Annotated in this window: 17 protein-coding genes, 2 tRNA genes and 3 pseudogenes; 13 read left to right on the top strand and 9 right to left on the bottom strand. The window is 61.1% G+C overall.

Annotation, left to right across the window (positions count from 1 at the left end; all coding sequences use genetic code 11):
• Positions 1-275: 275 nt before the first annotated feature.
• The 4 genes from LGH82_RS01155 to LGH82_RS01140 all read right to left on the bottom strand — a co-directional run bounded on the left by LGH82_RS01155 (position 276) and on the right by LGH82_RS01140 (position 3884).
• Entirely contained in the window at positions 276-1142 is an 867-nt protein-coding gene (locus LGH82_RS01155) for a PopZ family protein (RefSeq protein WP_227346938.1), read from the bottom strand.
• Positions 1143-1487: 345 nt separating this feature from the next.
• Positions 1488-2870: a TolC family outer membrane protein gene (locus LGH82_RS01150; RefSeq protein ID WP_227346937.1), complete on the bottom strand. Its 1383-nt coding sequence runs from the start codon at positions 2868-2870 to the stop codon at positions 1488-1490.
• Positions 2871-3051: 181 nt separating this feature from the next.
• Positions 3052-3720, bottom strand: a complete 669-nt coding sequence (locus LGH82_RS01145) for a protein-L-isoaspartate O-methyltransferase family protein (RefSeq protein WP_227346936.1) — start codon at positions 3718-3720, stop codon at positions 3052-3054.
• A 90-nt stretch (positions 3721-3810) separates the two neighbouring features.
• A tRNA-Cys gene (locus LGH82_RS01140) sits at positions 3811-3884 on the bottom strand.
• Between the two features lie 294 nt (positions 3885-4178).
• Here LGH82_RS01140 and LGH82_RS01135 point away from each other — a divergent pair.
• The gene (locus LGH82_RS01135; RefSeq protein WP_227346935.1) at positions 4179-4388 is read left to right on the top strand and encodes a hypothetical protein; all 210 of its coding nucleotides are present in this window, start codon (positions 4179-4181) and stop codon (positions 4386-4388) included.
• Between the two features lie 52 nt (positions 4389-4440).
• Here LGH82_RS01135 and LGH82_RS01130 read toward each other — a convergent pair whose 3' ends face one another.
• Positions 4441-4701: a hypothetical protein gene (locus LGH82_RS01130; RefSeq protein WP_227346934.1), complete on the bottom strand. Its 261-nt coding sequence runs from the start codon at positions 4699-4701 to the stop codon at positions 4441-4443.
• A gap of 222 nt (positions 4702-4923) precedes the next feature.
• Between LGH82_RS01130 and LGH82_RS01125 the strand changes: the two genes are divergently transcribed.
• The 8 genes and pseudogenes from LGH82_RS01125 (at position 4924) to LGH82_RS01090 (ending at position 11802) form a co-directional block, all read left to right on the top strand.
• Positions 4924-4998, top strand: a tRNA-Asn gene (locus LGH82_RS01125).
• A 91-nt stretch (positions 4999-5089) separates the two neighbouring features.
• Entirely contained in the window at positions 5090-5743 is a 654-nt protein-coding gene (locus LGH82_RS01120; protein ID WP_227346933.1) for a DUF6538 domain-containing protein, read from the top strand.
• Positions 5698-6846: pseudogene (locus LGH82_RS01115) on the top strand (IS3 family transposase). The gene LGH82_RS01120 and the pseudogene LGH82_RS01115 overlap by 46 nt, the downstream one beginning before the upstream one ends.
• Positions 6847-7010: 164 nt before the next feature.
• Positions 7011-7940 carry a hypothetical protein gene (locus LGH82_RS01110; RefSeq protein ID WP_227346932.1) on the top strand — a complete coding sequence of 310 codons (930 nt, stop codon included), beginning with the start codon at positions 7011-7013 and terminating at the stop codon, positions 7938-7940.
• Positions 7941-9485: 1545 nt separating this feature from the next.
• Positions 9486-9758 carry a hypothetical protein gene (locus LGH82_RS01105; protein ID WP_227346931.1) on the top strand — a complete coding sequence of 91 codons (273 nt, stop codon included), beginning with the start codon at positions 9486-9488 and terminating at the stop codon, positions 9756-9758.
• Positions 9759-9979: 221 nt separating this feature from the next.
• On the top strand, positions 9980-10411 hold the full coding sequence (locus LGH82_RS01100; protein WP_227346930.1) for a cupin domain-containing protein: 432 nt from the start codon (positions 9980-9982) through the stop codon (positions 10409-10411).
• 120 nt (positions 10412-10531) lie between these two features.
• On the top strand, positions 10532-11308 hold the full coding sequence (locus LGH82_RS01095; RefSeq protein WP_227346929.1) for a copper homeostasis protein CutC: 777 nt from the start codon (positions 10532-10534) through the stop codon (positions 11306-11308).
• Positions 11305-11802 carry a GNAT family N-acetyltransferase gene (locus tag LGH82_RS01090; RefSeq protein ID WP_227346928.1) on the top strand — a complete coding sequence of 166 codons (498 nt, stop codon included), beginning with the start codon at positions 11305-11307 and terminating at the stop codon, positions 11800-11802. Before LGH82_RS01095 ends, LGH82_RS01090 begins: the two co-directional genes overlap by 4 nt.
• A 75-nt stretch (positions 11803-11877) precedes the next feature.
• Here LGH82_RS01090 and LGH82_RS01085 read toward each other — a convergent pair whose 3' ends face one another.
• The 3 genes and pseudogenes from LGH82_RS01085 to LGH82_RS01075 form a co-directional block, all read right to left on the bottom strand.
• Positions 11878-12675 carry an FAD binding domain-containing protein gene (locus tag LGH82_RS01085; protein WP_227346927.1) on the bottom strand — a complete coding sequence of 266 codons (798 nt, stop codon included), beginning with the start codon at positions 12673-12675 and terminating at the stop codon, positions 11878-11880.
• Positions 12676-12687: 12 nt separating this feature from the next.
• Positions 12688-15037: pseudogene (locus LGH82_RS01080) on the bottom strand (xanthine dehydrogenase family protein molybdopterin-binding subunit).
• A 114-nt stretch (positions 15038-15151) separates the two neighbouring features.
• A complete protein-coding gene (locus LGH82_RS01075; protein ID WP_227346926.1) occupies positions 15152-15652 on the bottom strand; it encodes a (2Fe-2S)-binding protein in 501 nt (166 codons plus the stop codon).
• Between the two features lie 262 nt (positions 15653-15914).
• Here LGH82_RS01075 and LGH82_RS01070 point away from each other — a divergent pair, with 262 nt between their 5' ends.
• From LGH82_RS01070 to LGH82_RS01055, 4 genes and pseudogenes are all read left to right on the top strand, one after another.
• Positions 15915-17099 (top strand): FIST signal transduction protein, encoded by a 1185-nt coding sequence (locus tag LGH82_RS01070; RefSeq protein ID WP_227346925.1) that lies wholly within the window; start codon positions 15915-15917, stop codon positions 17097-17099.
• A 9-nt stretch (positions 17100-17108) separates the two neighbouring features.
• Positions 17109-18449 carry a hybrid sensor histidine kinase/response regulator gene (locus LGH82_RS01065; RefSeq protein ID WP_227346924.1) on the top strand — a complete coding sequence of 447 codons (1341 nt, stop codon included), beginning with the start codon at positions 17109-17111 and terminating at the stop codon, positions 18447-18449.
• Positions 18450-18528: 79 nt separating this feature from the next.
• Positions 18529-19348 (top strand): annotated as a pseudogene (locus LGH82_RS01060) (IS5 family transposase).
• Between the two features lie 75 nt (positions 19349-19423).
• Positions 19424-19942: a hypothetical protein gene (locus tag LGH82_RS01055; protein WP_227346923.1), complete on the top strand. Its 519-nt coding sequence runs from the start codon at positions 19424-19426 to the stop codon at positions 19940-19942.
• Positions 19943-20005: 63 nt separating this feature from the next.
• Here the strand turns inward: LGH82_RS01055 and LGH82_RS01050 are convergent, their stop codons facing one another.
• Positions 20006-20689, bottom strand: coding sequence for a response regulator (locus LGH82_RS01050; protein ID WP_227346922.1), 684 nt, complete (start codon positions 20687-20689; stop codon positions 20006-20008).
• Positions 20690-20867 lie beyond the last annotated feature (178 nt).

The raw sequence follows: 20867 nt of genomic DNA, 5'->3' as shown, positions 1-20867 counted from the left end.
TGCTCATTTCAACGGAAGGCCATGTCCGCACTCGGCACAGAATTTCGCACGCGGTGTTCGGCATGGCTTTCCGCAGGCTGGGCAATCGGGGCCGTAGTGGGAACGCCGAACTTAAAAAACACGTCGTACACGGTCCACAGTTTGAAGCCGGTCAGCCTGAAATATCTGTCTGCTTGGGGGAGCGCTCTGATCGCCTTCGCGGCCAAGAACGGCTGAACACCAAAGAGAAAGCGCCGCACAAGGGCGGCGCTTTCAGCCTGGAATTGTCCAGGAAATTATTGCGCGCCGCGCGCCACGCGTTCGATCTCTTCGCGCACCAAGCGCTCGACCAGCGTCGGCAGATTGTTGTCCAGCCAGTCCTGCAGCATCGGCCGCATCATTTCCTCGGCCATCTCGTCGAAGGTCTTCTTGCTACGGCTGGCGAACGCATCGGACAACTCGCCAAAAGCAGCAGCCACCTGACGCCCTGTATGTTCCGACACGATCGCCGGACGGACGGACGCCTCGGCCGTTGCCGGCCATGCCGCCCCAGTGCGCGACGGCGCTGATTCCAGGACCGGTTCAACCGTCGATCCCTTGTCGGGAACCGCTACCACCGGCTCGGCGGCAGCTACCCGGCGCGTAGTGGCCGCATCCGGCAGCGATGTCGAGGCCCTGATCGCGTCGCCCACCGCTGCAATATCGCGCCGCCAATCGGCGACGATGGTGTCGCTCGTCTCCGACATCCTCGCGACGGCAGGCATATCGGCGTTGGCTGCGGGAGCGGCATCAACCCGGGCGCTCACCTCGGCCAATGTCGTGGGCGCCTGGGCTGCGGGAGCCAGCGTTGCCGGAGCTCTCACCGAAGCAAGATCGGAACGAACCAGCGTCTCGATGCGAGTGACGATCGGTTCAGCGGCAGGGAGTTGCGCCTGGACTTCCGCCAGGGTCACCGGCTTCCTGACATCCAATCCACCACGCAGCTCGGCGCGGAATGCGTCCACATCCTGCACCGAAGCCGATTCCGGCTCGATATCCTGACGCAGTTCATCTGGTTCGCCCGCGGGCTTGCGGCCGGTATCACTGTCCTCGATGATCCTGCGGATCGAGGCCAGTATCTCTTCCATGGAAGGTTCGCGCTGTGCGCTGCTTGCCGTCGCCATCGTCACATCCGCCGCCCTTGTGACTCGTTGCAAATTTCCCGTCCGGCAAAAGGCCGGATTCGAATCATGGCGCCAGCGTAACCGACGGATCGCGCCACGAGAATCCCCAATGTGGAGACATGTTGGATTTCAACAGATTAGAGCAACGGACGGTCTGGCTGTTTGCCTGGGTCAGCGTTCCCAATGGGAAGCGGCTTCGATCATTTCCACGGGCATTCCCGCGCAATGCGGAACCAGGACGGCTCCCTACCCAACGCCAGGGTGCCGAAAGAACATTCTATCGGCATCTGGCTGCATAACCGTCCTGCCCGGCGCGCAAAGGCCCAGGACCGGAAGGCGGGTTGACTAGCGACCGTCCGGCGTACGCAGGCCGGTCCACTTGTCCTTGACGGCGTTGTAGTGCTCTTCGGGCTGATACTTCGTCACCTGCAGGCCAAGGCGGTCGACCGACAGGCGTCCCATGGCCGACAGGATGGCATAGCTCGCCACCACCACATCATGCTCGGAACCGGCCTGGTTGATCTTGGCGGTGATGACGGCCGCCTGCGCGTTGAGGACGTCGAGCGTGGTGCGCTGGCCGACATTGCGCTCCTCGATGACGCCGTTCAGCGCAAGTTGGGCGGCATCGATGACCTGCTTGTTGGCGGCGACGCTTTCCTGAGCCGCCGTATACTGCGTCCAGGCCGCGGTCACGGCCTGGCGCACCTGGTCGCGGCTGACGTCAACCTCGATCCGCGCCTGGCCCAGCGATTCCTTGGACCTGCGCACCGTGGCCTCGGTGCGGCCACCCGAATAGATCGGAATGGTCAGCGTCGCGCCGATATTGGCAGAGGTCGAATTGCCATTTGGGTTCGACAAAGATGACGGGCTGTACTGATTGTAGGTGTCGGAAACGCCCGCCGAGGCCGACAGCTGCGGCAACAGCGCCCCCTCCGCCGACTTGACGGAAAAGCCCGCCGCATCGACCAGATGCTGGTTGGCGAGAATGGCGGGATGCTCGTTCGACGCGACCCCGATCGCCGAATTGAGGCTGCCCGGCAGCAGCTTTGCCAGCGGCGAAGCACCCTTGAGCTTGCCCGGCTCATCACCGATGATCTGGTGATAGGTCGCGGCGCTGGACAGCGCCTGTGCACGGGCGGCACTGAGCTGAGCCACCGCCGACGCGCGGGACGCATCCGCCTGCGCAACGTCGGTACGAGTGCCTTCGCCGACCTCGAATCGGGAACGCGCGGCGCGCGCCTGCTCGGTCAGGAACTGCAGGTTCTGCTCGGTCAACACCGCGATCTGCCGGTCGCGAATCACATCCATATACGCGGTTGCCGCGTTGAAAAGGGTGTTCTCTTCGGTATTGCGCAGGCTTTCAACGGACGCCCGGACCTGGGCCTCGGCCGACGCCACATTGTTGCTGGTCTGGAATCCGTCGAACAGGGTCTGGTTGATCTGGATGCCGAAATTGGCGGTCGTCGCGCTCAGGTGACCGCCGGGAAAGTTTGTTTTCGTGTAATCTATGCTCGAAGAGCCGTTGATCGTCGGCCGCCAGCCAGACTTGGCCAAGGGCACGCCTTCATCCGTGACGCGGACGCCGGCACGCGCCGCGTTCAGCTGCGAATTGTTCTGATAGGCTTTTGCAAGTGCTCCAAGGATGGTTTCCGCCGAGGCGGCCAGGGGAGAAAGCGCTGTCGCGGAGAACAGGACGGCGGCGAAAAGACTCTTGCGTACAGACGGCACGGTATATCCCTCATTCGTTTAACATGGGAACTGCGCCGCGCCGGCCTCTCTCAAATTCGAGCAGTCGGCACCGCGTTTTGACGTTCCCTGCTGTCAGCCCAGATCACCCCGGATAAACGGATCAGCAACGATTGTTAACGCAAGCGACCATGACAGCGCATTGGCTGCAAGGCAAAATTACTCAGAATTCGAAGGCGTGAGCACGTTCAAATCCCGGTAGTGGCTTTATTGCCGCATTAAACGCGCGTCTTCCGGTTACAACCCCCCCAGCCTTGAAAAACAGTCGAGCCACGCCGGAATTCCCTTGCCCTTCAACGGCAACGAGACGGCCGCCTTCGGCAAGCTGTTCAAGCAACGGCGCGGGCACCTTTTCAACGCTGCCGCCTATGAAAATGACATCGTACGGTGCTTTGCCGGCATGACCTTCGGCCAAGGCCCCCTTGACCACGGTGACATTGCCGCAGCCCAGCGCCGAAAGCGTTGATGTGGCCGATTCAGCAAGGGTCGAATCGCTTTCAAGCGCCACAACCGACTTTGCCAGCCGCGACAGGATGGCGGCGGCATAGCCAGTGCCGCAACCGACATCGAGCGCCGAATCACCTGGATTGATCTCGGCCAGCTGGATCAGCTTGGCCAGAGGCGAAGGCTCCATGAGATAGCGCGCGCCATCGGGCCCGCTGGCGATGCGGATATCCTCGTCGATATAGGCGAGATCGCTCTGGCCGGCGCTGACAAAAGCCTCGCGCGGTATGGAAAGCATGGCGTCGAGCAGAGGCGTGCTGGTCACGTCGGTGGTGCGGACCTGGCCATCCACCATCTTCACGCGGCGTTCGGAGAAATCAGCGCTCATGTCCCAACCAATCCGCTTGCCGCGCACAAACCGCGGTTCATTTCGACCGGAACGTCGCGCTCCGGCGCTGACGCGCGGGAGCCCGGGTATTGGAGGCCTCGCCCGGAATCGAACCGGGGTGCAAGGATTTGCAGTCCTCTGCGTAACCACTCCGCCACGAGGCCTCATTGCTCCCGGCGTTCCACCCGGTTCCAATAGGTTGCGGCGAAAATGCCGTCAAGCGGCGAAGGTGCATTCCCAGCGGTTTCCTCGGCCACGGACAAGCGCTTGCGTTGAAACGCCGCTGCTTGCCTGCCCATCCGCCCATTAGCCGGTTGTCATCCATGGCCTCAAGTCGCGAGAAACCGCGTTGGCAAGGATTACGTGGAGCAAGCAGGAGGGCCGCGCCATGCGTCATGCGAAGCCGGGCAATGCAGAGGACAAGTCGCACGAACACTCCCTGTTGAGATGCAAGGAGCTTGCCCACCACGCCATCGACCGCCTTGGCATGGGGCGCGCATGCCGCCTGTCGCCTGCCGCCTCGCGATCGGCTGGCGTCGGTTGCCGCCGTGCTCAAGGAAATCCGTGAGGGATTGGAAAGACGTTCAGCCCGCAAGGGCACCCCTGGTCCGAACACAGAGCCCGGCGTCCAGAACCATTCGCAGGACCGGGCGCGCCTGCCGGGCTGAGCCACAACGAGTATCAGCAGCCAGGAGCGGCCCAGGTTCCTCGCCGGCACAATCATTGATTGGGCCGGCGGCGTCGCTCCCACCACACGACGAATCGACGTCGATGGCGGCGTATCACCGCGAACTCATAGGACAGGACCAGTATTCCGAGCGGGACCATCCAGAAGCCCAGGATCGGCAGGAAACCGAGAATCCCGCCAAGCGCGAGCAGCACGCCAATCGTGATTCTGAGGCCGCGCGAGCGCGGCATGGTGAACTCGCGGCCAAGAATCGAAATCTTCCGCGCTGGTGCCTGAGTGTCGTTTGCCGTCATGTCGATTGAATTAACCGCGTTTCACAAATCCCGGAGATCAGGAACACAAGGCCGCAACCACCTTTTGGATCCACAATCGCCTTCAAAAGGCTCATATGAGGGCGTCAGCAGATGATTGCGAGAAATCGCATGATGAAAAACCTGACAAAAAATACGAAATGCTTCTTTGCAAAGCTGAAACGGGTTTGCTATAGGCTGCCACACTCACAAGAGAGCGACTGTTCCCCGGTAGCTCAGTGGTAGAGCAACCGGCTGTTAACCGGTTGGTCGCTGGTTCGAATCCGGCCCGGGGAGCCACTTAACGCCTCAAAGCCTTATATCCCAACAGTTGCAAGGGTTTGCGCTTCCGCCGAGGTACACCTTCAGGTACACCGAAGGGTACATAGGAATGCTGATTGAAGTGCAATATCTCCAAAAGCGTGGCAAGGCCGGATGGCGTTATCGGCGTAAAGTCCCCCCTGCCCTCAAGGCATTCCTCGGTCGAGGTGAGATCGTTATACCACTTGGGAAAACCGAGGCCGAAGCATTGGCCCGGTATAAGAGGGTCCATGCTGAAGCTGAGAAGCTTTTGTCCGACGCAGTCACGCGATCCAATGGGCCTGCCCCAACAGAATGGGGTCGATTCCGTGACGGCATAACTTCTGCCCGCAAGATGGGCTTCCGCCAAGACCGCGACTTCCCGTCTGTCGACGAGATCGATCATGACACGGACTGGCAGGCCAGATTGAAGGCTGTCGAGGAGCTTGCCCGCATGTACGTTCCCAATTTCGACAGCATCGACGATGATGACGAAGTCCCTGATTTCCTCCCGACCGAGGCAGACGCCGCATTGGCACGCGCGCTTCTGCTGAACCCATCGGGCACGCCAGCCCCTACCCTAGAGGATGCCAAGAGGCTCTATCTCAAAGAGCGCGTTGGCGCCGATGAAACGAAGATGGCCTGCTGCCGGTTTCGTGGACACCGAGATAAGGTGTTTAACGGAACTGGAGAGTGGGAATGCAGAGAAGGAAGTTCAGCCGCGAGTTCAAGCTTGAGGCGGTGAGATTGGTGAAGGATCGGGGCGTTGCGGTGGCGCAGGCGGCCCGTGATTTGGATCTCCATGAGAATGTGCTGCGCAAGTGGGTCCGCGAGACGAGCGCTGACCCGCAGCATGCCTTTCCCGGCCATGGTCAAATGAAGCCTGAGCAGCAGGAGATTGACCGGCTGCGTCGGGAAGTTACTAAGCTGAAGGCGGAGCGCGACATCCTAAAAAAGGCCGCAGCCTACTTCGCGAGGGATGCGATATGAGGTTCGCCTTTATCGCGAAGCACCGTTCGATCTGGCCGGTGGCATGGCTGTGCAATGCGCTGGATGTGTCGCGCTCAGGCTTCCATGCCTGGCTCAACCGCAGCCCCAGCGCCCGGTCCCAGCACGACGAGATGCTCGTTCCCAGGATCGACCGGAGCTTCAAGAGCAGCGACCGCACCTATGGCGCCCGTCGCGTCTGGCACGACGTCTTGGCTGAGGGAGTCTCCTGCGGTCTTCATCGCGTCGAGAGGCTCATGCGGGAGAACGGCTTGCGTGCCCGGCCTCGGCGCCGCGGGCTACCGAAGGACACTGGCGAGCGAGCCGCCGTGTCGGACAATCTCCTTGATCGCGCCTTCGAAGCTGCTGCTCCGAACCAGAAGTGGATTGCCGACTTCACCTACATCTGGACCGCCGAAGGATGGCTCTATGTTGCGGCGGTCGTCGACCTGTTCTCCAGGCGTGTCGTCGGCTGGGCGATGAAGGCCGAAGATGACGGCCCAACTCGTCACCGACGCCCTAATCATGGCGATCTGGCGCCGAGGCAAGCCAGACAGCCTGCTCCATCATTCGGACCAGGGGTCGCAATATACGAGCGAGCAGTTCCAGCGCCTGATGGCCGATCACGGCATTACCTGCTCGATGAGCCGGTCCGGCAACGTCTGGGACAATGCTGCGATGGAGAGCTTCTTCTCGTCGCTCAAAACCGAGCGGACAGCCCGCAAGGTCTACAGGACGAGGGATCACGCCAAGGCAGATGTGTTCGATTACATCGAATGCTTCTATAACCCTCGGCGAAGGCACTCGACGCTGGGCTATCTCAGCCCCAACGAGTTCGAGGAGCAAGCTATGCTAGCTTAACCGGGTGTCCGAAAAACCGGCAGCAGGCCAATGACATTGAGGTCTGGAGTGGGTTCGGCGGCGAGCGCCTGACGGCGTCCGCAGAGTACCGCTTCGACGACCTGACAGGCATCCACGATGCACCAACAGGGAGCTGGAGAGACAAGGCTGAGCATGCCCTGAACGTGGCCGGAAGGTTCACCTCGGAGTCCTCAGGCCTGACCACTGCAAACGTCGCCCTCTACCGGTGGACGGCAGCCTCCATCGTCCAGCGCTTCGCCGACATGGCGCATGGTGGCAAGATGATGTCTGCCGCCCGGATCGCCGACCTGGGCCTGTCCAAGGACATGACAGCCCGCGTCCTTAAGGCGTTCAAGGAGCCCGGCAACTTCGAGTACAGCAAGAGCCTGCTCACCGGTAAGAAGGTCGCCCGCGCTCACTTCGCCAAGTGGCAAGACAAGGAGGCAGCCGAAGCTTTCCGTCAGGCAGCCTATCGCCTCGGGAACACGATCATCCAGAAGAACGACATCGGCAACATGGCTATGTGGATGTCTCATCCCGCTGCCAAGCTGCTCATGCAGTTCCGCTCGTTCATGGTTGGCGCTTGGGAGAAGAACACCCTGAAGTCGATGCACATGCGCGATCCGGTTGCCGCTAAGGCACTCGCCGCGACCATGGGCTTCGCCGGCCTGTCGTATGTCGTGCAGCAGAAGATCGCTGCAATCGGCCGTTCTGACAGGAAGGAATGGCTGGCGGATAGGTTGAGCTGGGGAAAGATTGGAACGGCGGCGTTTGCGAGAGCAGGCGCTTCGTCCGTGCTGCCCATGCTCATCGACACCGGATTGTACTTTGGGGGTCAGGACGCGGTGTTCAGCCACACGCGAACTACCGGACAGACAAGCAACATGATGTTCGGCAACCCCACCACGGGTGGCTTGGACGACCTGATGCTGGCCTTCCGGAGTCTCACTGCTCTGGCTCAGGATCGTAGGTGGTCGCAGGAGGAAGCTCGGGCTCTGTTCCGGGTCCTTCCTTTTGGCAACTCGATCCCGATCACAACCGCCGTCAGCACAATGGTTGGCAACCTCCCGGAGTTTGCGCCCCGGAACAAGTAGCCACACCAAACACCCTGCGCCCAGCGGCGCTTTGGTCTGGAGGCACATCGTTCCCCCGGACTGCTTCATCGTGTCTGCCGCAGCCTCGGCAGCCCGGAAAACATCAATATCAACATCAATAGGAAGGTAATTCAGACAGTGAGCAAAACCAGAACCCCTCGCGCCCTTAATCCGGCCTGCGAGGAAGCAGACAACTATTCGCGCGTGGTCCTGAGGTGGGACCTCAGCGAGGCCAAGGCGACCCGGATCATCGAGTGTCGCAACCAAATCCAATGGATCATCCAGCACAGGTCAGGAACGCGGGGTGGCCACCCGGCATGGCGACCTCAGTCCTATTTCAGGACCCGTCAGGCTCTTGAACGGCTGTTGCCGGGGAATGCTGCAGAAATCGGAGCAACGTTGCCCGTCAGGTTCATCGAAGCGGGCGCGGTAACGAGTTGAGCTAATCGTTTCCCACCCCGGAGAGGCTGCGCTGAGTGGCACTGAGGTTTCCCCGCGACTATCTTGATGGGGCGACCTTGGCGACGTTTGGCGCAGCCCTGCCACATCGGTAGGCGTCTCCCCTTGTGGAGTTAGTCCACTAGCGGAGATAATGTAATTATATCAGCAAGTTAAGTCAATTTTCCATTGCGTCCAGAGTGCCAATCGCGGCATATACGGCCTGCACCCCAGCAGTGCGCACAACATGAAGGGAATAGACGTGACTTTGAAAGAAGAACCCAGAGAGGGTGAGGAAGCCCTACGTCCCGCTAGGAAAGGAAGCCTGCAGGACTGGTGCGAACGGCATGTGGCTTGGATTGAGGAAGTGGATGCCGATGAGGCCGCGATCTGGCAGCAGCAATTCACAGACGTGAAAGTCGCAAGGTACTGGCGCAAATGGAGTGCGCAACAAGACAAGGTTTTGGGTCCGAAGCTCACTCGCGATGGATCAAGGCTTGACGCTTAAGGTACACCACTGCTACCCATACAGGTACACCAACACGGTGACACCTCGGAAGAGGCATAAGACTTAAGCATCTGAAATATAACGTCTTTTAGGCCTTAATTTCTCCGGTTCGATTTGCCGAACTTGTCCGGCCCGGGGAGCCAAATCTTTTCAAAGCCTTATGAGCCTTATGAGCCTCGAGATCTCGCTGAAGCGGCAATGGTCCGCGCCATCCCTGCGCTAAGAGGCAGGCTTTCTTGTCTTGAATACAAACTGACTGTCTTGGTTTTGCAAGCAGACCGATGCCTGCGTCCATCAGGATAGATCGCCTGAAGCCTGATCTGGAGCCGTGACTGGACTTTTCGTCATTGCTTGACCGACCGTTTGTCTGGTGAACCTGGCATACGGGTCGATCCGTTCGAACAACGCTTGCCTTCTCGGCGTTGTTGGAGATGCCGCCGCCAGCGGTTTGCCGGCTCCCAATTCAGCTGAACCAAACGAAAACCTGACGTCACCACGAAATCGTGATGACCCTGCGCCGGATCGGCGAAACCCCAGCATTGCTGGTGTTCTGGGCCGATGCTAGCGTCGCCATTGGGGGATTACCAAAGGAGATCGCAATGAGGTTGACTACCATCTTGGCTTCTGTCGCATTGGCTGCGCTCGTGTCGGGCGGAGCCATGGCCGCCACGGCAACCGCGCCGGCGACGGCACCGGCGACCGCACCGGCCACAACGGCGCCGATGAAGAAGGCGGCAACGCCGATGACGCCCGCGCAAACCGCGATTTCGAAGCAGTGCTCCACGCTGGCCGATGCCAAGGGCCTGCACGGCAAGGATCGCGAGAAATTCCGCGCCGCCTGCAAGAAGAACGGTGGCAAGGCTCCGACCTGATCCACGCATTTCGCACTGGGTGTGGCTTGCCGCCTACAGGGCGTCAGCCGGCCTGAAGTGCCGGCGGGCCGGGTAAACAGAAACCCGGCCCAACACGACCAAGTCCTGTGTAGCGCCGACCCGCGACGGGGAGTCGGTTGCTATTAGTCCTTGACTGTGACCTCGACGAGCTTGCGCGTGGCCGCGCCCCGCGCGATGGTGGCATGGTTTGGGGAGGAATCATGCGCAAAATCCTGGCATCGACGCTGCTGGTGGCGGCAGCGCTTTATGCAAATGCCGTTCTGGCGCTGGATAGCACCGGCACGCCGGTTGTCGTGACCCCACTGGCGTCGCGCACCACGACGGCATCCGGTCAACCGATCACCCTGCCGCAGAAGAACGTGCAGGTGCTGGTTTCTACCTACGACATCGCGCCGGGCGCCACCTTGCCGGTGCACAAGCACCCCTTCCCCCGCTACGCCTATGTCGAGGCCGGGACACTTCAGGTCACCAATGTCGAGACCGGCAAGAGCAACACCTACAAGACCGGCGATTTCATCATCGAAATGATCGGCCAGTGGCATCAGGCGACCAATGTCGGCGACGGCCCGGTCAAGCTGCTGGTGATCGATCAGGTCGAGGAAGGCGCCAAGAATACGATTCTGCGCCAGTAGCGCCCTTCGCCGAAAGCATCGAGCAACTCAAACGCCGGGAGTTGCAGCTTGGCCCAAGCGGCGACGCGCTGTTCGCGCTTTCGCGGCAATCGGCCCGATGCTAGGGCTGGCGACGAAATCATGGATTGGACCGCCCCCTTGACCAAAGAACCTCGCCTGCCGCTGATCGAAATCTGCGTCGAGGGCATTGACGGCCTTCTGGCCGCGCAAGCCGCTGGCGCCGACCGGGTCGAACTGTGCGCCAGCCTTGTCGAGGGCGGCATCACGCCAAGCCTCGGCACCGTGCGTGCGGCACTTGACCAGGCGACCATACCGTTTCACGTCATGGTGCGGCCGCGCGGTGGCGATTTTCTCTACAGCGAACCTGAATACCACTCGATGCTCGCCGATGTCATTGCGCTGCGCGACCTCGGTGTTGCCGGCGTCGTTTTCGGTTGCCTCAATGCCGACGGCACAATCGACGAACAGCGCATGGCCGAACTGACCGAAGCCGCCGGCCCTCTGAACGTCACCTGCCACCGCGCCTTCGACATGACGCGCGATCCGGTCGAGGCACTTGAAGCGCTGATCCGTTGCAAGGTCGGCCGCGTGCTGACCAGCGGCCAGCGCGATACCGCCGTCGAGGGCAAGGGCCTGTTGGCTGATCTGGTCCGGCAGGCGGGCGATCGCATCATCATCCTTGGTTGCGGAGCGCTGGACCTGCACAACATCGCCGAGGTGCGCAAAACCACCGGACTGTCCGAAATGCATTTCGCCGCGCTCAAGGACGTGGCGAGCGGCATGAGTTACCGCAACGCTCATGTCGGCATGGGCGGTTCGGACCTTGACCGCGAGTATCGCAACACCTTGACCGACACAGACCTCGTGGCGGCAACCATTGCGGCAGCCAAGGCATGACCACCGCCTCCACCCTGATCGACCGCGTGTCGTTAGAAAACGAAGCGGCGATCCTCGCGCTCAACAACGAGCATGCGGCTGAGTTGTCGTGGCTGGAGCCAGAGCGCCTCTCCTTCCTGATCGGCGAAGCGTTCTACGCACGCCGCATCGGCAGCATCGAGGCCTTCATCATGACCTTCGATCAGGACGCGCGCTACGACAGTCCGAATTTCCTTTGGTTTCGCGAGCGTTACCAGCGTTTCGTCTATGTCGACCGCGTCGTGGTCGCGGCGGAAGCGCGCGGTCGCGGCCACGCCCGCAGGCTCTATCAGGATCTGTTCGACCATGCCTCGCGCGCCGGTCAGGCGATCGTCACCTGCGAGGTGAATGCCGAACCGCCCAATCCGGCATCGGATGCCTTCCACGCCGCACTCGGCTTCGCCGAGGTCGGCGACGCGGTGATCCATGGTGGCAAGAAAGCGGTGCGCTACTATCTGCGAGAGTTGAAGGCGTAGACGCGCCAGAATCGACCGATAATAAGCCGGCAAACAAAAAGGGGCCGCGGAGCCCCTTTTGTTGTACAGCCAGTCTCAGGCGTTGGCGGCGGCCACCGCGCGCTTGGCCATCACCGCGATCAGATTGGCGCGGTATTCGGCGGAAGCGTGTATATCGGTCATGAGGTTCTTCGCCGGCACTTTCATGCCTTCGAGCGCGGAAGCTTCAAAGCTCTTGGCAAGTGCGGCCTCGATCTCCTTCGAACGGAAGACGCCGTCGTCGCCGGCCCCCGTGACGGCAACGCTGACACCGTCCTTGCCCTTGGCCACGAACACGCCAACGATAGCATAGCGTGACGCAGGATTGCGGAACTTCTCATAGGCCGCCTTCGCTGGCGCGGTGAAGGTCACCGCGGTAACGATTTCACCTTCCTTCAGCGCCGTCTCGAACAGGCCCTTGAAGAACTTGTCGGCGGCGATCTCCCGCTTGTTGGTTACGATGGTGGCGCCCAGCGCCAGCATCGCCGCCGGATAATCCGCCGCCGGATCATTGTTGGCGATGGAGCCGCCGATCGTGCCCTTATAGCGCACCGCCGGATCGCCGATCAGCGATGCCAGATGGGCAAGCGCCGGACAGGCTTTCCTCAGCTTCTCGTCATGGGCGACATCGAAATGCGTCGTGCCTGCGCCGATGGTGACCGTCCTGCCCGACACCTTGACGCCCTGCAGTTCCTTGATCCGCGACAGGTCGACCAGGTCTGAAGGTGCAGCAAGCCGCGTCTTCATGGCGGGGATCAGCGTCATGCCACCCGACAGCAGTTTGGCGTCGCCGGTCTTGATCAGCTTGGCGGCATCCGTGACCGAGGCGGCGCGGTGATAGTTGACCGAATACATGGGCTTCCTCCCTCAGTGTTTCGTCGCCGCCCGGATCGCTGCCCACACGGTGGACGGCGATGCCGGCATGGCAAGATCGTTGGTGCCGATGGCGTCGGTGATGGCGTTGATCACCGCCGGCGGCGAGCCGATGGCGCCAGCTTCGCCGCAGCCCTTGATGCCCAGCGGATTGCCGGGACATGGCGTGTTCGAGGTCGAGACCTTGAACGACGGCAGGTCGCCGGCGCGCGGCATGGTGTAATCCATGTAGCTCGCCGTCAGAAGCTGGCCGCTGGGATCGTAATACGCGCCCTCCAGCAAAGCCTGGCCGACGCCCTGGGCGATGCCGCCATGCACCTGGCCTTCGACGATCATCGGGTTGATGATGTTGCCGAAATCATCGGCGGCGACGAACTGGATGATCTCGGTCGTGCCGGTTTCTGGATCGACCTCGACCTCGCAGATGTAGCAGCCGGCCGGGAAGGTGAAATTCGACGGATCGTAGAATGCCGTCTCCTTCAGGCCCGGCTCCATGCCGCCCGGCAGATTGTGGGCGGTATAGGCGGCCAGCGCCATCTGGAACCACGGCACGCTCTTGTCGGTGCCGGCCACCTTCAGCGCGCCGTTCTCGATGACGATGTCGCCTTCGTCGGCCTCGAGCAGGTGCGCGGCAATCTTCTTGGCCTTGGCCTCGACCTTGTCGAGCGCCTTGACGATGGCCGACATGCCGACCGCGCCCGAGCGCGAGCCGTAGGTGCCCATGCCCATCTGCACCTTGTCGGTGTCGCCATGGACGATCGACACGCTGTCGATCGGTACGCCGAAGCGCTCGTTGACCAGTTGCGCGAAGGTCGTCTCATGGCCCTGGCCGTGGCTGTGCGAGCCGGTCAGCACCTCGATCGTGCCGACGGCATTGACGCGCACCTCGGCCGATTCCCACAAGCCGACGCCGGCTCCGAGCGAGCCGACCGCCGCCGACGGCGCGATGCCGCAGGCCTCGATGTAGCAGCTCATGCCGATGCCGCGCAGCAGCCCCTTCTTGGCGGCGGCGGACTTGCGCTTGGCAAAGCCGGCATAGTCGGAAGCCTTCATCGCCGCGTCGAGCGAGGCGGCATAGTCGCCAGCGTCGTAGCACATGATGACCGGCGTCTGGTGCGGGAACGAGGTGACGAAATTCTTGCGGCGCAGGTCAGCCGGCGAAACGCCGAACTGGCGCGCGGCGGTTTCCATCATCCGTTCCATCACGAAGGTCGCTTCCGGCCGCCCCGCCCCGCGATAGGCATCGACGGGTGCGGTGTTGGTGTAGATCGCCTTCACATTGGCGTGGATCGCCGGGATGTTGTACTGGCCTGACAACAGCGTCGCGTAGAGATAGGTCGGCGTCGCCGACGAGAACAGCGACATGTATGCGCCGAGATTGGCTTGCGTCTCGACCTTGAGACCAAGGATCTTGTGGTCGGCATCGAAGGCCATTTCGGCGTGGGTGTGATGGTCGCGGCCATGCGCGTCGGTGAGGAAGCTTTCGGTGCGGTCGGCCACCCATTTGACCGGCACGCCGGTTCTTCGACGCCCACAGACAGACGAGTTCTTCCGGGTAGATGTAGATTTTTGAACCGAAGCCGCCGCCGACATCCGGCGCAATGACGCGCAGCTTGTTTTCCGGCGCGACATTGTAGAAGGCGCTCATCACCAGCCGCGCGACATGCGGGTTCTGCGACGTCGTCCAGCAGGTGTAATGGTCCTCTGCCTTGTCGTAGTGCCCCAGAGCCGCGCGCGGCTCCATGGCATTGGGAACAAGCCGGTTGTTGATGATGTCCATCTTGACGACATGAGCCGCCTTCTTGAAGGCGGAGGCGGTGTCGTCGGCATTGCCGATATCCCAGTCAAAGATCAGGTTGTTTTCGGCTTCGGGATGGATCTGCGGCGCGCCCTTGTCCATCGCCCTGGAAGCATCGACGACGGCCTTCAGTTCCTTGTAGGTGATCTCGACCGCTTCGGCCGCGTCGCGCGCCTGGCTCTTGGTCTCCGCAACGACGATGACTACCGCGTCGCCGACATAGCGGACCTTGTCGAAGGCAAGCGGCGACCACGCGCCCATCTTCATCGGCGAGCCATCCTTGGAATGGATCATCCAGCCGCAGATGAGGTTGCCGATGCCGTCGGCCTTGAGCTCCTTGCCGGTCAGCACGCCGATGACGCCAGGCATCGCTTGCGCCTTCTTGACGTCGATCTTCTTGATCTGCGCATGCGCGTGCGGGCTGCGCACGAAAGCAGCATGCTTCATGCCGGGAACCACCATGTCGTCGACATAGCGGCCCGCGCCGGTGATGAATCTCTTGTCTTCCTTGCGCGCGACCCGAGCGCCAACACCTTCAATACCCATCAGAAATTCCTCCGAATTTAAGGGATTAGGCAGTAGGGCATAAGGCAGTAGTGAAAAGGGGCTCCTGGTTCCGTATGGCCGTTGCCCTACTCCCTATTGCCTACTCCGTTAGCCCTATGCAGCTTGCCTGGCTTTGCTCTTCGCGCCCTTGGACATCGTCTTCGATGCGGCGAGGATCGCCTTCACGATGTTGTGGTAGCCGGTGCAGCGGCAGATATTGCCTTCGAGCTCGGCGCGCACCGTGGCCTCGTCGAGGCCTTCGGGATGGCGGTTGATCATGTCGGTCGCCGTCATGATCATGCCCGGCGTGCAGAAGCCGCATTGCAGTCCGTGATGTTCCTTGAAGGCCGCCTGCACCGGATGCAGGTCGGCGCCATTGGCCAGGCCTTCGATCGTGACGATGGTCGATCCGGAGGCCTGTACGGCAAGCATCGAGCAGGACTTCATCGCCTTGCCGTCGACATGCACGACGCAGGCGCCGCATTGTGAGGTGTCGCAGCCGACATGCGTGCCGGTGAGGCCGAGATTCTCCCGCAAGAAATGAACCAGGAGCGTTCGGTCCTCGGCAACGCCGCTCACCCGCTTCCCGTTCACCGTCAACGATACGTCCGACATGATTCCTCCCTGGGTACAACCTTGGTCATCACGTGCCGACGCCATGCTGGTGCTTCGGCGATCCGTTATTCTTATACTGCATAACGCATGAAAAACAGCGCGGCGGAAACCCGGCACATTGTACTTTCGGCCATGGCTATGCGTCGAACACGGCACCCAATCGACCCATTGCCAAACCGTGGCCTGGAGACAACAATGCCGCTCGACGCCCGCGCGCCAGAAGCAAGTAAAAATAGCTGCGTATAAACGAGCGTCGGAGGAAATGCGGAGGAAGCCGCTGGCCAGTTCAAGGACTAGCTATGCATGCGGCCTGTCGGTGCTCACCACCGACGAGCCCGACATGGATGCGTTCGCCAAGGCGATCGCGGTGGAAGCCGCGGCAATCGATGCCGGCTTCGCGCTGCTGTTTTTCTCCCAGAGCCTAATCGATGCAACCGCCCTGTCCGACGCGCTCCGCGCTCATGCGCCGGCACTGCACTATGCGGGCTGTTCGACAGCCGGTGAAATCACGCCGCAGGGCCTGGAGGATGGCCACGTGCTCGCCATGCTGCTGCCATCCGCGTCGTTCACTGCGGTCAGCGCGATGGTCGATGACTTGTCCTCGTCGGGGATGGACAGGATCACCGGCGAAGTGGAAGGGCTGAGGCGGTCGCTTCGCGGGCGCACGGGTCGGGAGCATACGAAAGACACGTTTGCACTCTGCTTCATCGACGGGCTGTCCTATGCCGAGGAGGCGGTGACTTCAGCCATCCACTGGGGCCTCGACGACATTCCGCTGATTGGCGGCTCGGCCGGCGATGATCTGAAATTCGAGACCACGCGACTGATTTCCAACGGCAAGGTCACCTCCGACAGCGCCATCATCGTGTTGATCGCAAGCGACATTCCCTTCCACGTCTTCAAGACCGACAATTTTGTTCCCACCGACGAGAAGCTGGTGGTCACCGCATCCGATCCCGACCATCGCATCGTGCGGGAGTTCAACGCCACCAATGCGGCGGAGGAATACGCGGCCGCCGTCGGCATCATGCCGCGGACGCTGACGCCGCTGAGCTTTGCGTCGCATCCGGTGGTGGTGAAGGTGGGCGGCGAATACTATTGCCGCTCGATCCAGAAGATGCACCCGGACGGCTCGCTGTCCTTCTTCTGCGCCATAGATGATGGCGTGGTGCTTTCCATAGCCCAGCCCAAGGGCATGGTGGAATCGACGCGGGCCGCCCTCAAGGATGCCGAGGAAAGGCTGGGCGGCATCGATATGATCCTCGGCTTCGACTGCGTGCTGAGGCGGCTCGATGCTCGCAACAGGCAGGTTTTTCGCGACATTTCGGAGCTCTACCGGGTCAACAATGTCATTGGTTTCGGCACCTATGGCGAGCAATATCGCTCCATGCACCTGAACCAGACTTTCACCGGCATCGCCTTCGGCGAACGCCAGGCGGCCGAATAGGACATTCGCATGCCGCTAAAGGACATCAACGACCTGGAGAAGCTGAAGAAGATCAACGCCGCGCTGGTCAGCCGCGTCGAGCGGTCCATGGATCAGCAAGGCAATGCGTTCTCGCTGTTCCAGACAGCCATTTCGCTGGAGAACCGGGTGCGCACACGCACCGACGAATTGCATTCAACCTTGCGCCGGCTGGAACAGTCGAACATCGACCTGAGCGCCGCCAAGGAAAACGCCGAACTGGCGAACCTGTCCAAGACAAGGTTTCTCGCCGCCGCCAGCCATGACGTGTTGCAGCCATTGAATGCCGCGCATCTCTCGGTCTCGGCGCTGGCCGAGGTGCAGACCAGCGACGAGGGCAAGAAACTGGTCCGTCAGGTGGAGCGGTCGCTGGAGACGATGGAGGATCTGCTCCGTACGTTGCTCGACATCTCCAAGCTCGACGCCGGCGTCGTCCAGCCCGATATCGGCGATGTCAGCCTGGAGACGCTGTTCTCGTCGCTGCGTTCGGACTTCCTGCCGGTGGCGCAACTGAAGGGCCTGTCGCTGAAATTCCGGCCGGTGAACGCGGTCGTTCGTTCGGACCGCACCTTGCTGCGCCGCATCCTGCAGAACATCCTCTCCAATGCGCTGCGCTACACCCGCGCGGGCGGCGTTCTGGTCGGCACAAGGCATCGCGGCGACACGATCCGCATCGATGTCGCCGACACCGGTTGCGGCATTCCAGAAGAGCAGCGCGAAGCCGTATTCGAGGAATTCCATCGCGGCACCAACTCCGCCGATACCGAACTGGCCGGCGGTGGCCTTGGCCTCGGCCTAGCCATCGTGCGCCGCATGGCCGGAGCGCTCGGCCATCCCGTCACGTTTTCGTCGAAAGTCGGGCGCGGTACGATTTTCCACATCGATGTTCCCGTGGGCATCGGTGCCAGCGCCGACGCCATCGCCAATGCCGCCGACATGGAACGGCCACGCGGCTACGGCCTGTTCGGCACCAAGGTGCTGCTGGTCGAGAACGACGCCGACGTGTTGCAGGCGATGACGTTCCTGCTTGAGCGCTGGCAATGCCTGGTGCGCGCGGCCACCTCGACAGACGACGCGCTCGACCTGCTCGGCGACACCGACTGGGTGCCCGACATCGTCATTGCCGACCAGCATCTCGACGGCGGCGACCTCGGCACCGCCACCATCGCCGAAGTCCGCGACTATCTCGGCCGCGCCCTGCCGGCGCTGATCGTTACCGCCGACAGTTCGGAAGTGGTGGCGAAGGCAGCCCGCGCCGCCGGCATCGAACTGATGCGCAAGCCGCTGAAGCCGGCGCAACTGAGGGCGCTGCTGGCGCATTTGCTGGCTTAGTGTCTGACCCAAAAAGAAGTTGGGTGATATCAATGACTTGTGATTCAATCGGAGTTGCGAAGCCTCGACGGAGCATCACATGTGGACTGATATCACCCGCGCCAAGCATGCCCGAAAGGGACTACGTTATTCAAGCGATTTGACGGACGCGGAATGGATGGTTCTGGAACCGCTGCTTCCGCCTCGCTCGGCGCTTGGCCGCCCGCCGAAATGGTCGCAGCGGTCTATCATGGAGCGTGTTTTATGTGCTGCGTAGCGGTCTGCCTTGGCGAATGCTGCCCAGGGACTTGCCGCCGGTATCGACGGTGCAGCGCTATTTCTACGCTTGGCGCGACAGCGGCCTTTGGAACACGATCAACCACCTGCTGCTGATGGCCGTGCGTGTCGCCGCAGGTCGGGAGGCGTCGCCCAGCGCCGGCGTAATCGACAGCCAAAGCGTGAAAACCACTGAAAGCGGCGGGCTTTGTGGCTACGATGCGGGCAAGAAGATCAAAGGCCGAAAGCGCCATATCCTGACCGACACCTTGGGCCTGCTGGTCGGCGCGATCGTCCATACCGCTGACATCCAGGACCGAGACGGCGCCCCCGAGGTTCTGGCTTCTATTCGGGAAAGCTTTCCCTGGCTGCGCCACGTCTTCGCCGATGGCGGCTAAGCCGGTGAAAAACTCCAGACCGCGCTCAGGGGAAAAGGTGGCTGGACCCTCGAAATCATCAAGCGATCCGACGCCGCAAAAGGCTTCGTCCTGCTCCCGCGCCGGTGGGTGGTGGAACGAACCTTCGCCTGGTTCGGCCGCAACCGACGCCTGTCCAAGGACTTCGAGCAGACCATCGAAAGCTCCACGGCTTGGCTGCTCCTCGCATCCGTTCAACTCATGACACGGCGCATCGCAAATCCATGATATCCATCAGAAATATTATGAGTCAGACTCTAAGACCTTTCGCTAAACCCAACAAAAGAGAGGAAGAGCCAGGCCATGACTGACTGGAAAGGGTTTATCGGCAAACACATGCTCAGTAGGAAGCCAAGCCGGCCCTCTTCCAAATCACCGACTGTTGCGATGATGGGCCAGACTGAAATAGACGTGATCTACCTGTTGAACAGATTTCAAATTGACCACGTCGTTAAAGCGCTTGTTGCAGAAATTACCGACGCGCTTGAGGATGACTTCTCTGAAGTCGACCGCATCCGATATTCCTTCTTTATCGACACGATAAGATACAATTTAAATTTCGATTTAAAGGAGCAAAACAAAGAATCCTACGGGAGTTTCCTAAATTTATTATACGAAAAAATGGCCAGGGAATACAACTACGACCGTGACCTCCTTTTTCTTCTATGGGGCCTTGTAACCCGGAAGCGGTGGGTCGAGGAAGAATCCATAGCCAACTGGATGATGGAGGTTGTCGAACATTATTTTGAGAGAAAGAATTTGAAAATTGACGATGTTTACGGCAATGTTTTTAAGACGCTCTCAGGTCAAAATACAGAATAAACAACAGCCCAGAAGATTTTTGAGCCTGCGCCCGCAATATGCCCAACCTCAATGGACCAAGGCTCAAAACCCCGCCTGATCTCGAAACAGCTCCGCATTATCCAGCTTCGACACCTCGATCACCGCCTGCGTGCGGCTGTAGACGTTGAGCTTGCGCAGGATCTCGGAGACATGCGCCTTGACCGTGGTTTCGCCGACCTGCAGCTCGTAGGCAATCTGCTTGTTGAGCAGGCCCTGGCGCAGCATCTGCAACACCCGCAATTGCTGCGGCGTCAGCGTGGAAAGCCGCTGCACCATCTCGGCGCGGTCAGTGCTTTCGGCATCCGGCGGCTGGCCCTCATAGGTTTCCGGCACGTAGATGGCGCCTTCCATCACCGAGCGGATGGCATTGGCAAGATCGCTCTTGCGCGCCGATTTCGGGATGAAGCCGGCGGCGCCATAGGACAGTGCCTCGGAAATAATCTTCGGCTCCTCATAGCCTGAAACGATGACCACCGGCAGGCGCGGATAGCGGGTCCGGAGCTGCAGCAGGCCATCGAAGCCATGCACGTCGGGCATGCTGAGGTCGAGAAGCGCAAGGTCGAAGGGTTTCGCATCCGCCAGCAGCTCCAGCGCTTCGGTGATTGAGCGCGCCTCAACCGTATCGACTTCCGGATAGGCCATCTGCACGGCGCTGTGCAGCGCCTCGCGAAACAGCGGATGATCGTCGATGATCAGAAACCTGGCGCGGTCGTTGGCTGTGGTCATGTGGCTCGCTTCAGTTCGCACTTGCGCAGGATAGTCCCCTGACCATGGCCAGATTATTGCCAAATAGTACATCACCTTCTGTCCGGACGAGACGGTTGGCGCTTTCTCCAACGCATGCCTTGCCCGGTCGTTCAAATCGGTCGAATGTGCCAGCCACGCCACCTCAAGCCCACGACAT

It is taken from the genome of Mesorhizobium sp. PAMC28654 (assembly GCF_020616515.1).
GTDB lineage: Bacteria > Pseudomonadota > Alphaproteobacteria > Rhizobiales > Rhizobiaceae > Mesorhizobium.
Note: the sequence above shows the minus strand (reverse complement) of the source record. Positions and strands in the feature narration are given on the sequence as shown.

Excerpts from the sequence above, each read along its gene's own strand:
- LGH82_RS01155 (WP_227346938.1), bottom strand. The coding sequence starts at position 1,142 with ATGGCGACGGCAAGCAGCGCACAGCGCGAACCTTCCATGGAAGAGATA.
- LGH82_RS01145 (WP_227346936.1), bottom strand. The coding sequence starts at position 3,720 with ATGAGCGCTGATTTCTCCGAACGCCGCGTGAAGATGGTGGATGGCCAG.
- LGH82_RS01130 (WP_227346934.1), bottom strand. The coding sequence starts at position 4,701 with ATGACGGCAAACGACACTCAGGCACCAGCGCGGAAGATTTCGATTCTT.
- LGH82_RS01120 (WP_227346933.1), top strand. The coding sequence starts at position 5,090 with ATGCTGATTGAAGTGCAATATCTCCAAAAGCGTGGCAAGGCCGGATGG.
- LGH82_RS01105 (WP_227346931.1), top strand. The coding sequence starts at position 9,486 with ATGAGGTTGACTACCATCTTGGCTTCTGTCGCATTGGCTGCGCTCGTG.
- LGH82_RS01100 (WP_227346930.1), top strand. The coding sequence starts at position 9,980 with ATGCGCAAAATCCTGGCATCGACGCTGCTGGTGGCGGCAGCGCTTTAT.
- LGH82_RS01095 (WP_227346929.1), top strand. The coding sequence starts at position 10,532 with ATGGATTGGACCGCCCCCTTGACCAAAGAACCTCGCCTGCCGCTGATC.
- LGH82_RS01090 (WP_227346928.1), top strand. The coding sequence starts at position 11,305 with ATGACCACCGCCTCCACCCTGATCGACCGCGTGTCGTTAGAAAACGAA.
- LGH82_RS01085 (WP_227346927.1), bottom strand. The coding sequence starts at position 12,675 with ATGTATTCGGTCAACTATCACCGCGCCGCCTCGGTCACGGATGCCGCC.
- LGH82_RS01075 (WP_227346926.1), bottom strand. The coding sequence starts at position 15,652 with ATGTCGGACGTATCGTTGACGGTGAACGGGAAGCGGGTGAGCGGCGTT.
- LGH82_RS01070 (WP_227346925.1), top strand. The coding sequence starts at position 15,915 with ATGCGGAGGAAGCCGCTGGCCAGTTCAAGGACTAGCTATGCATGCGGC.
- LGH82_RS01065 (WP_227346924.1), top strand. The coding sequence starts at position 17,109 with ATGCCGCTAAAGGACATCAACGACCTGGAGAAGCTGAAGAAGATCAAC.
- LGH82_RS01055 (WP_227346923.1), top strand. The coding sequence starts at position 19,424 with ATGACTGACTGGAAAGGGTTTATCGGCAAACACATGCTCAGTAGGAAG.
- LGH82_RS01050 (WP_227346922.1), bottom strand. The coding sequence starts at position 20,689 with ATGACCACAGCCAACGACCGCGCCAGGTTTCTGATCATCGACGATCAT.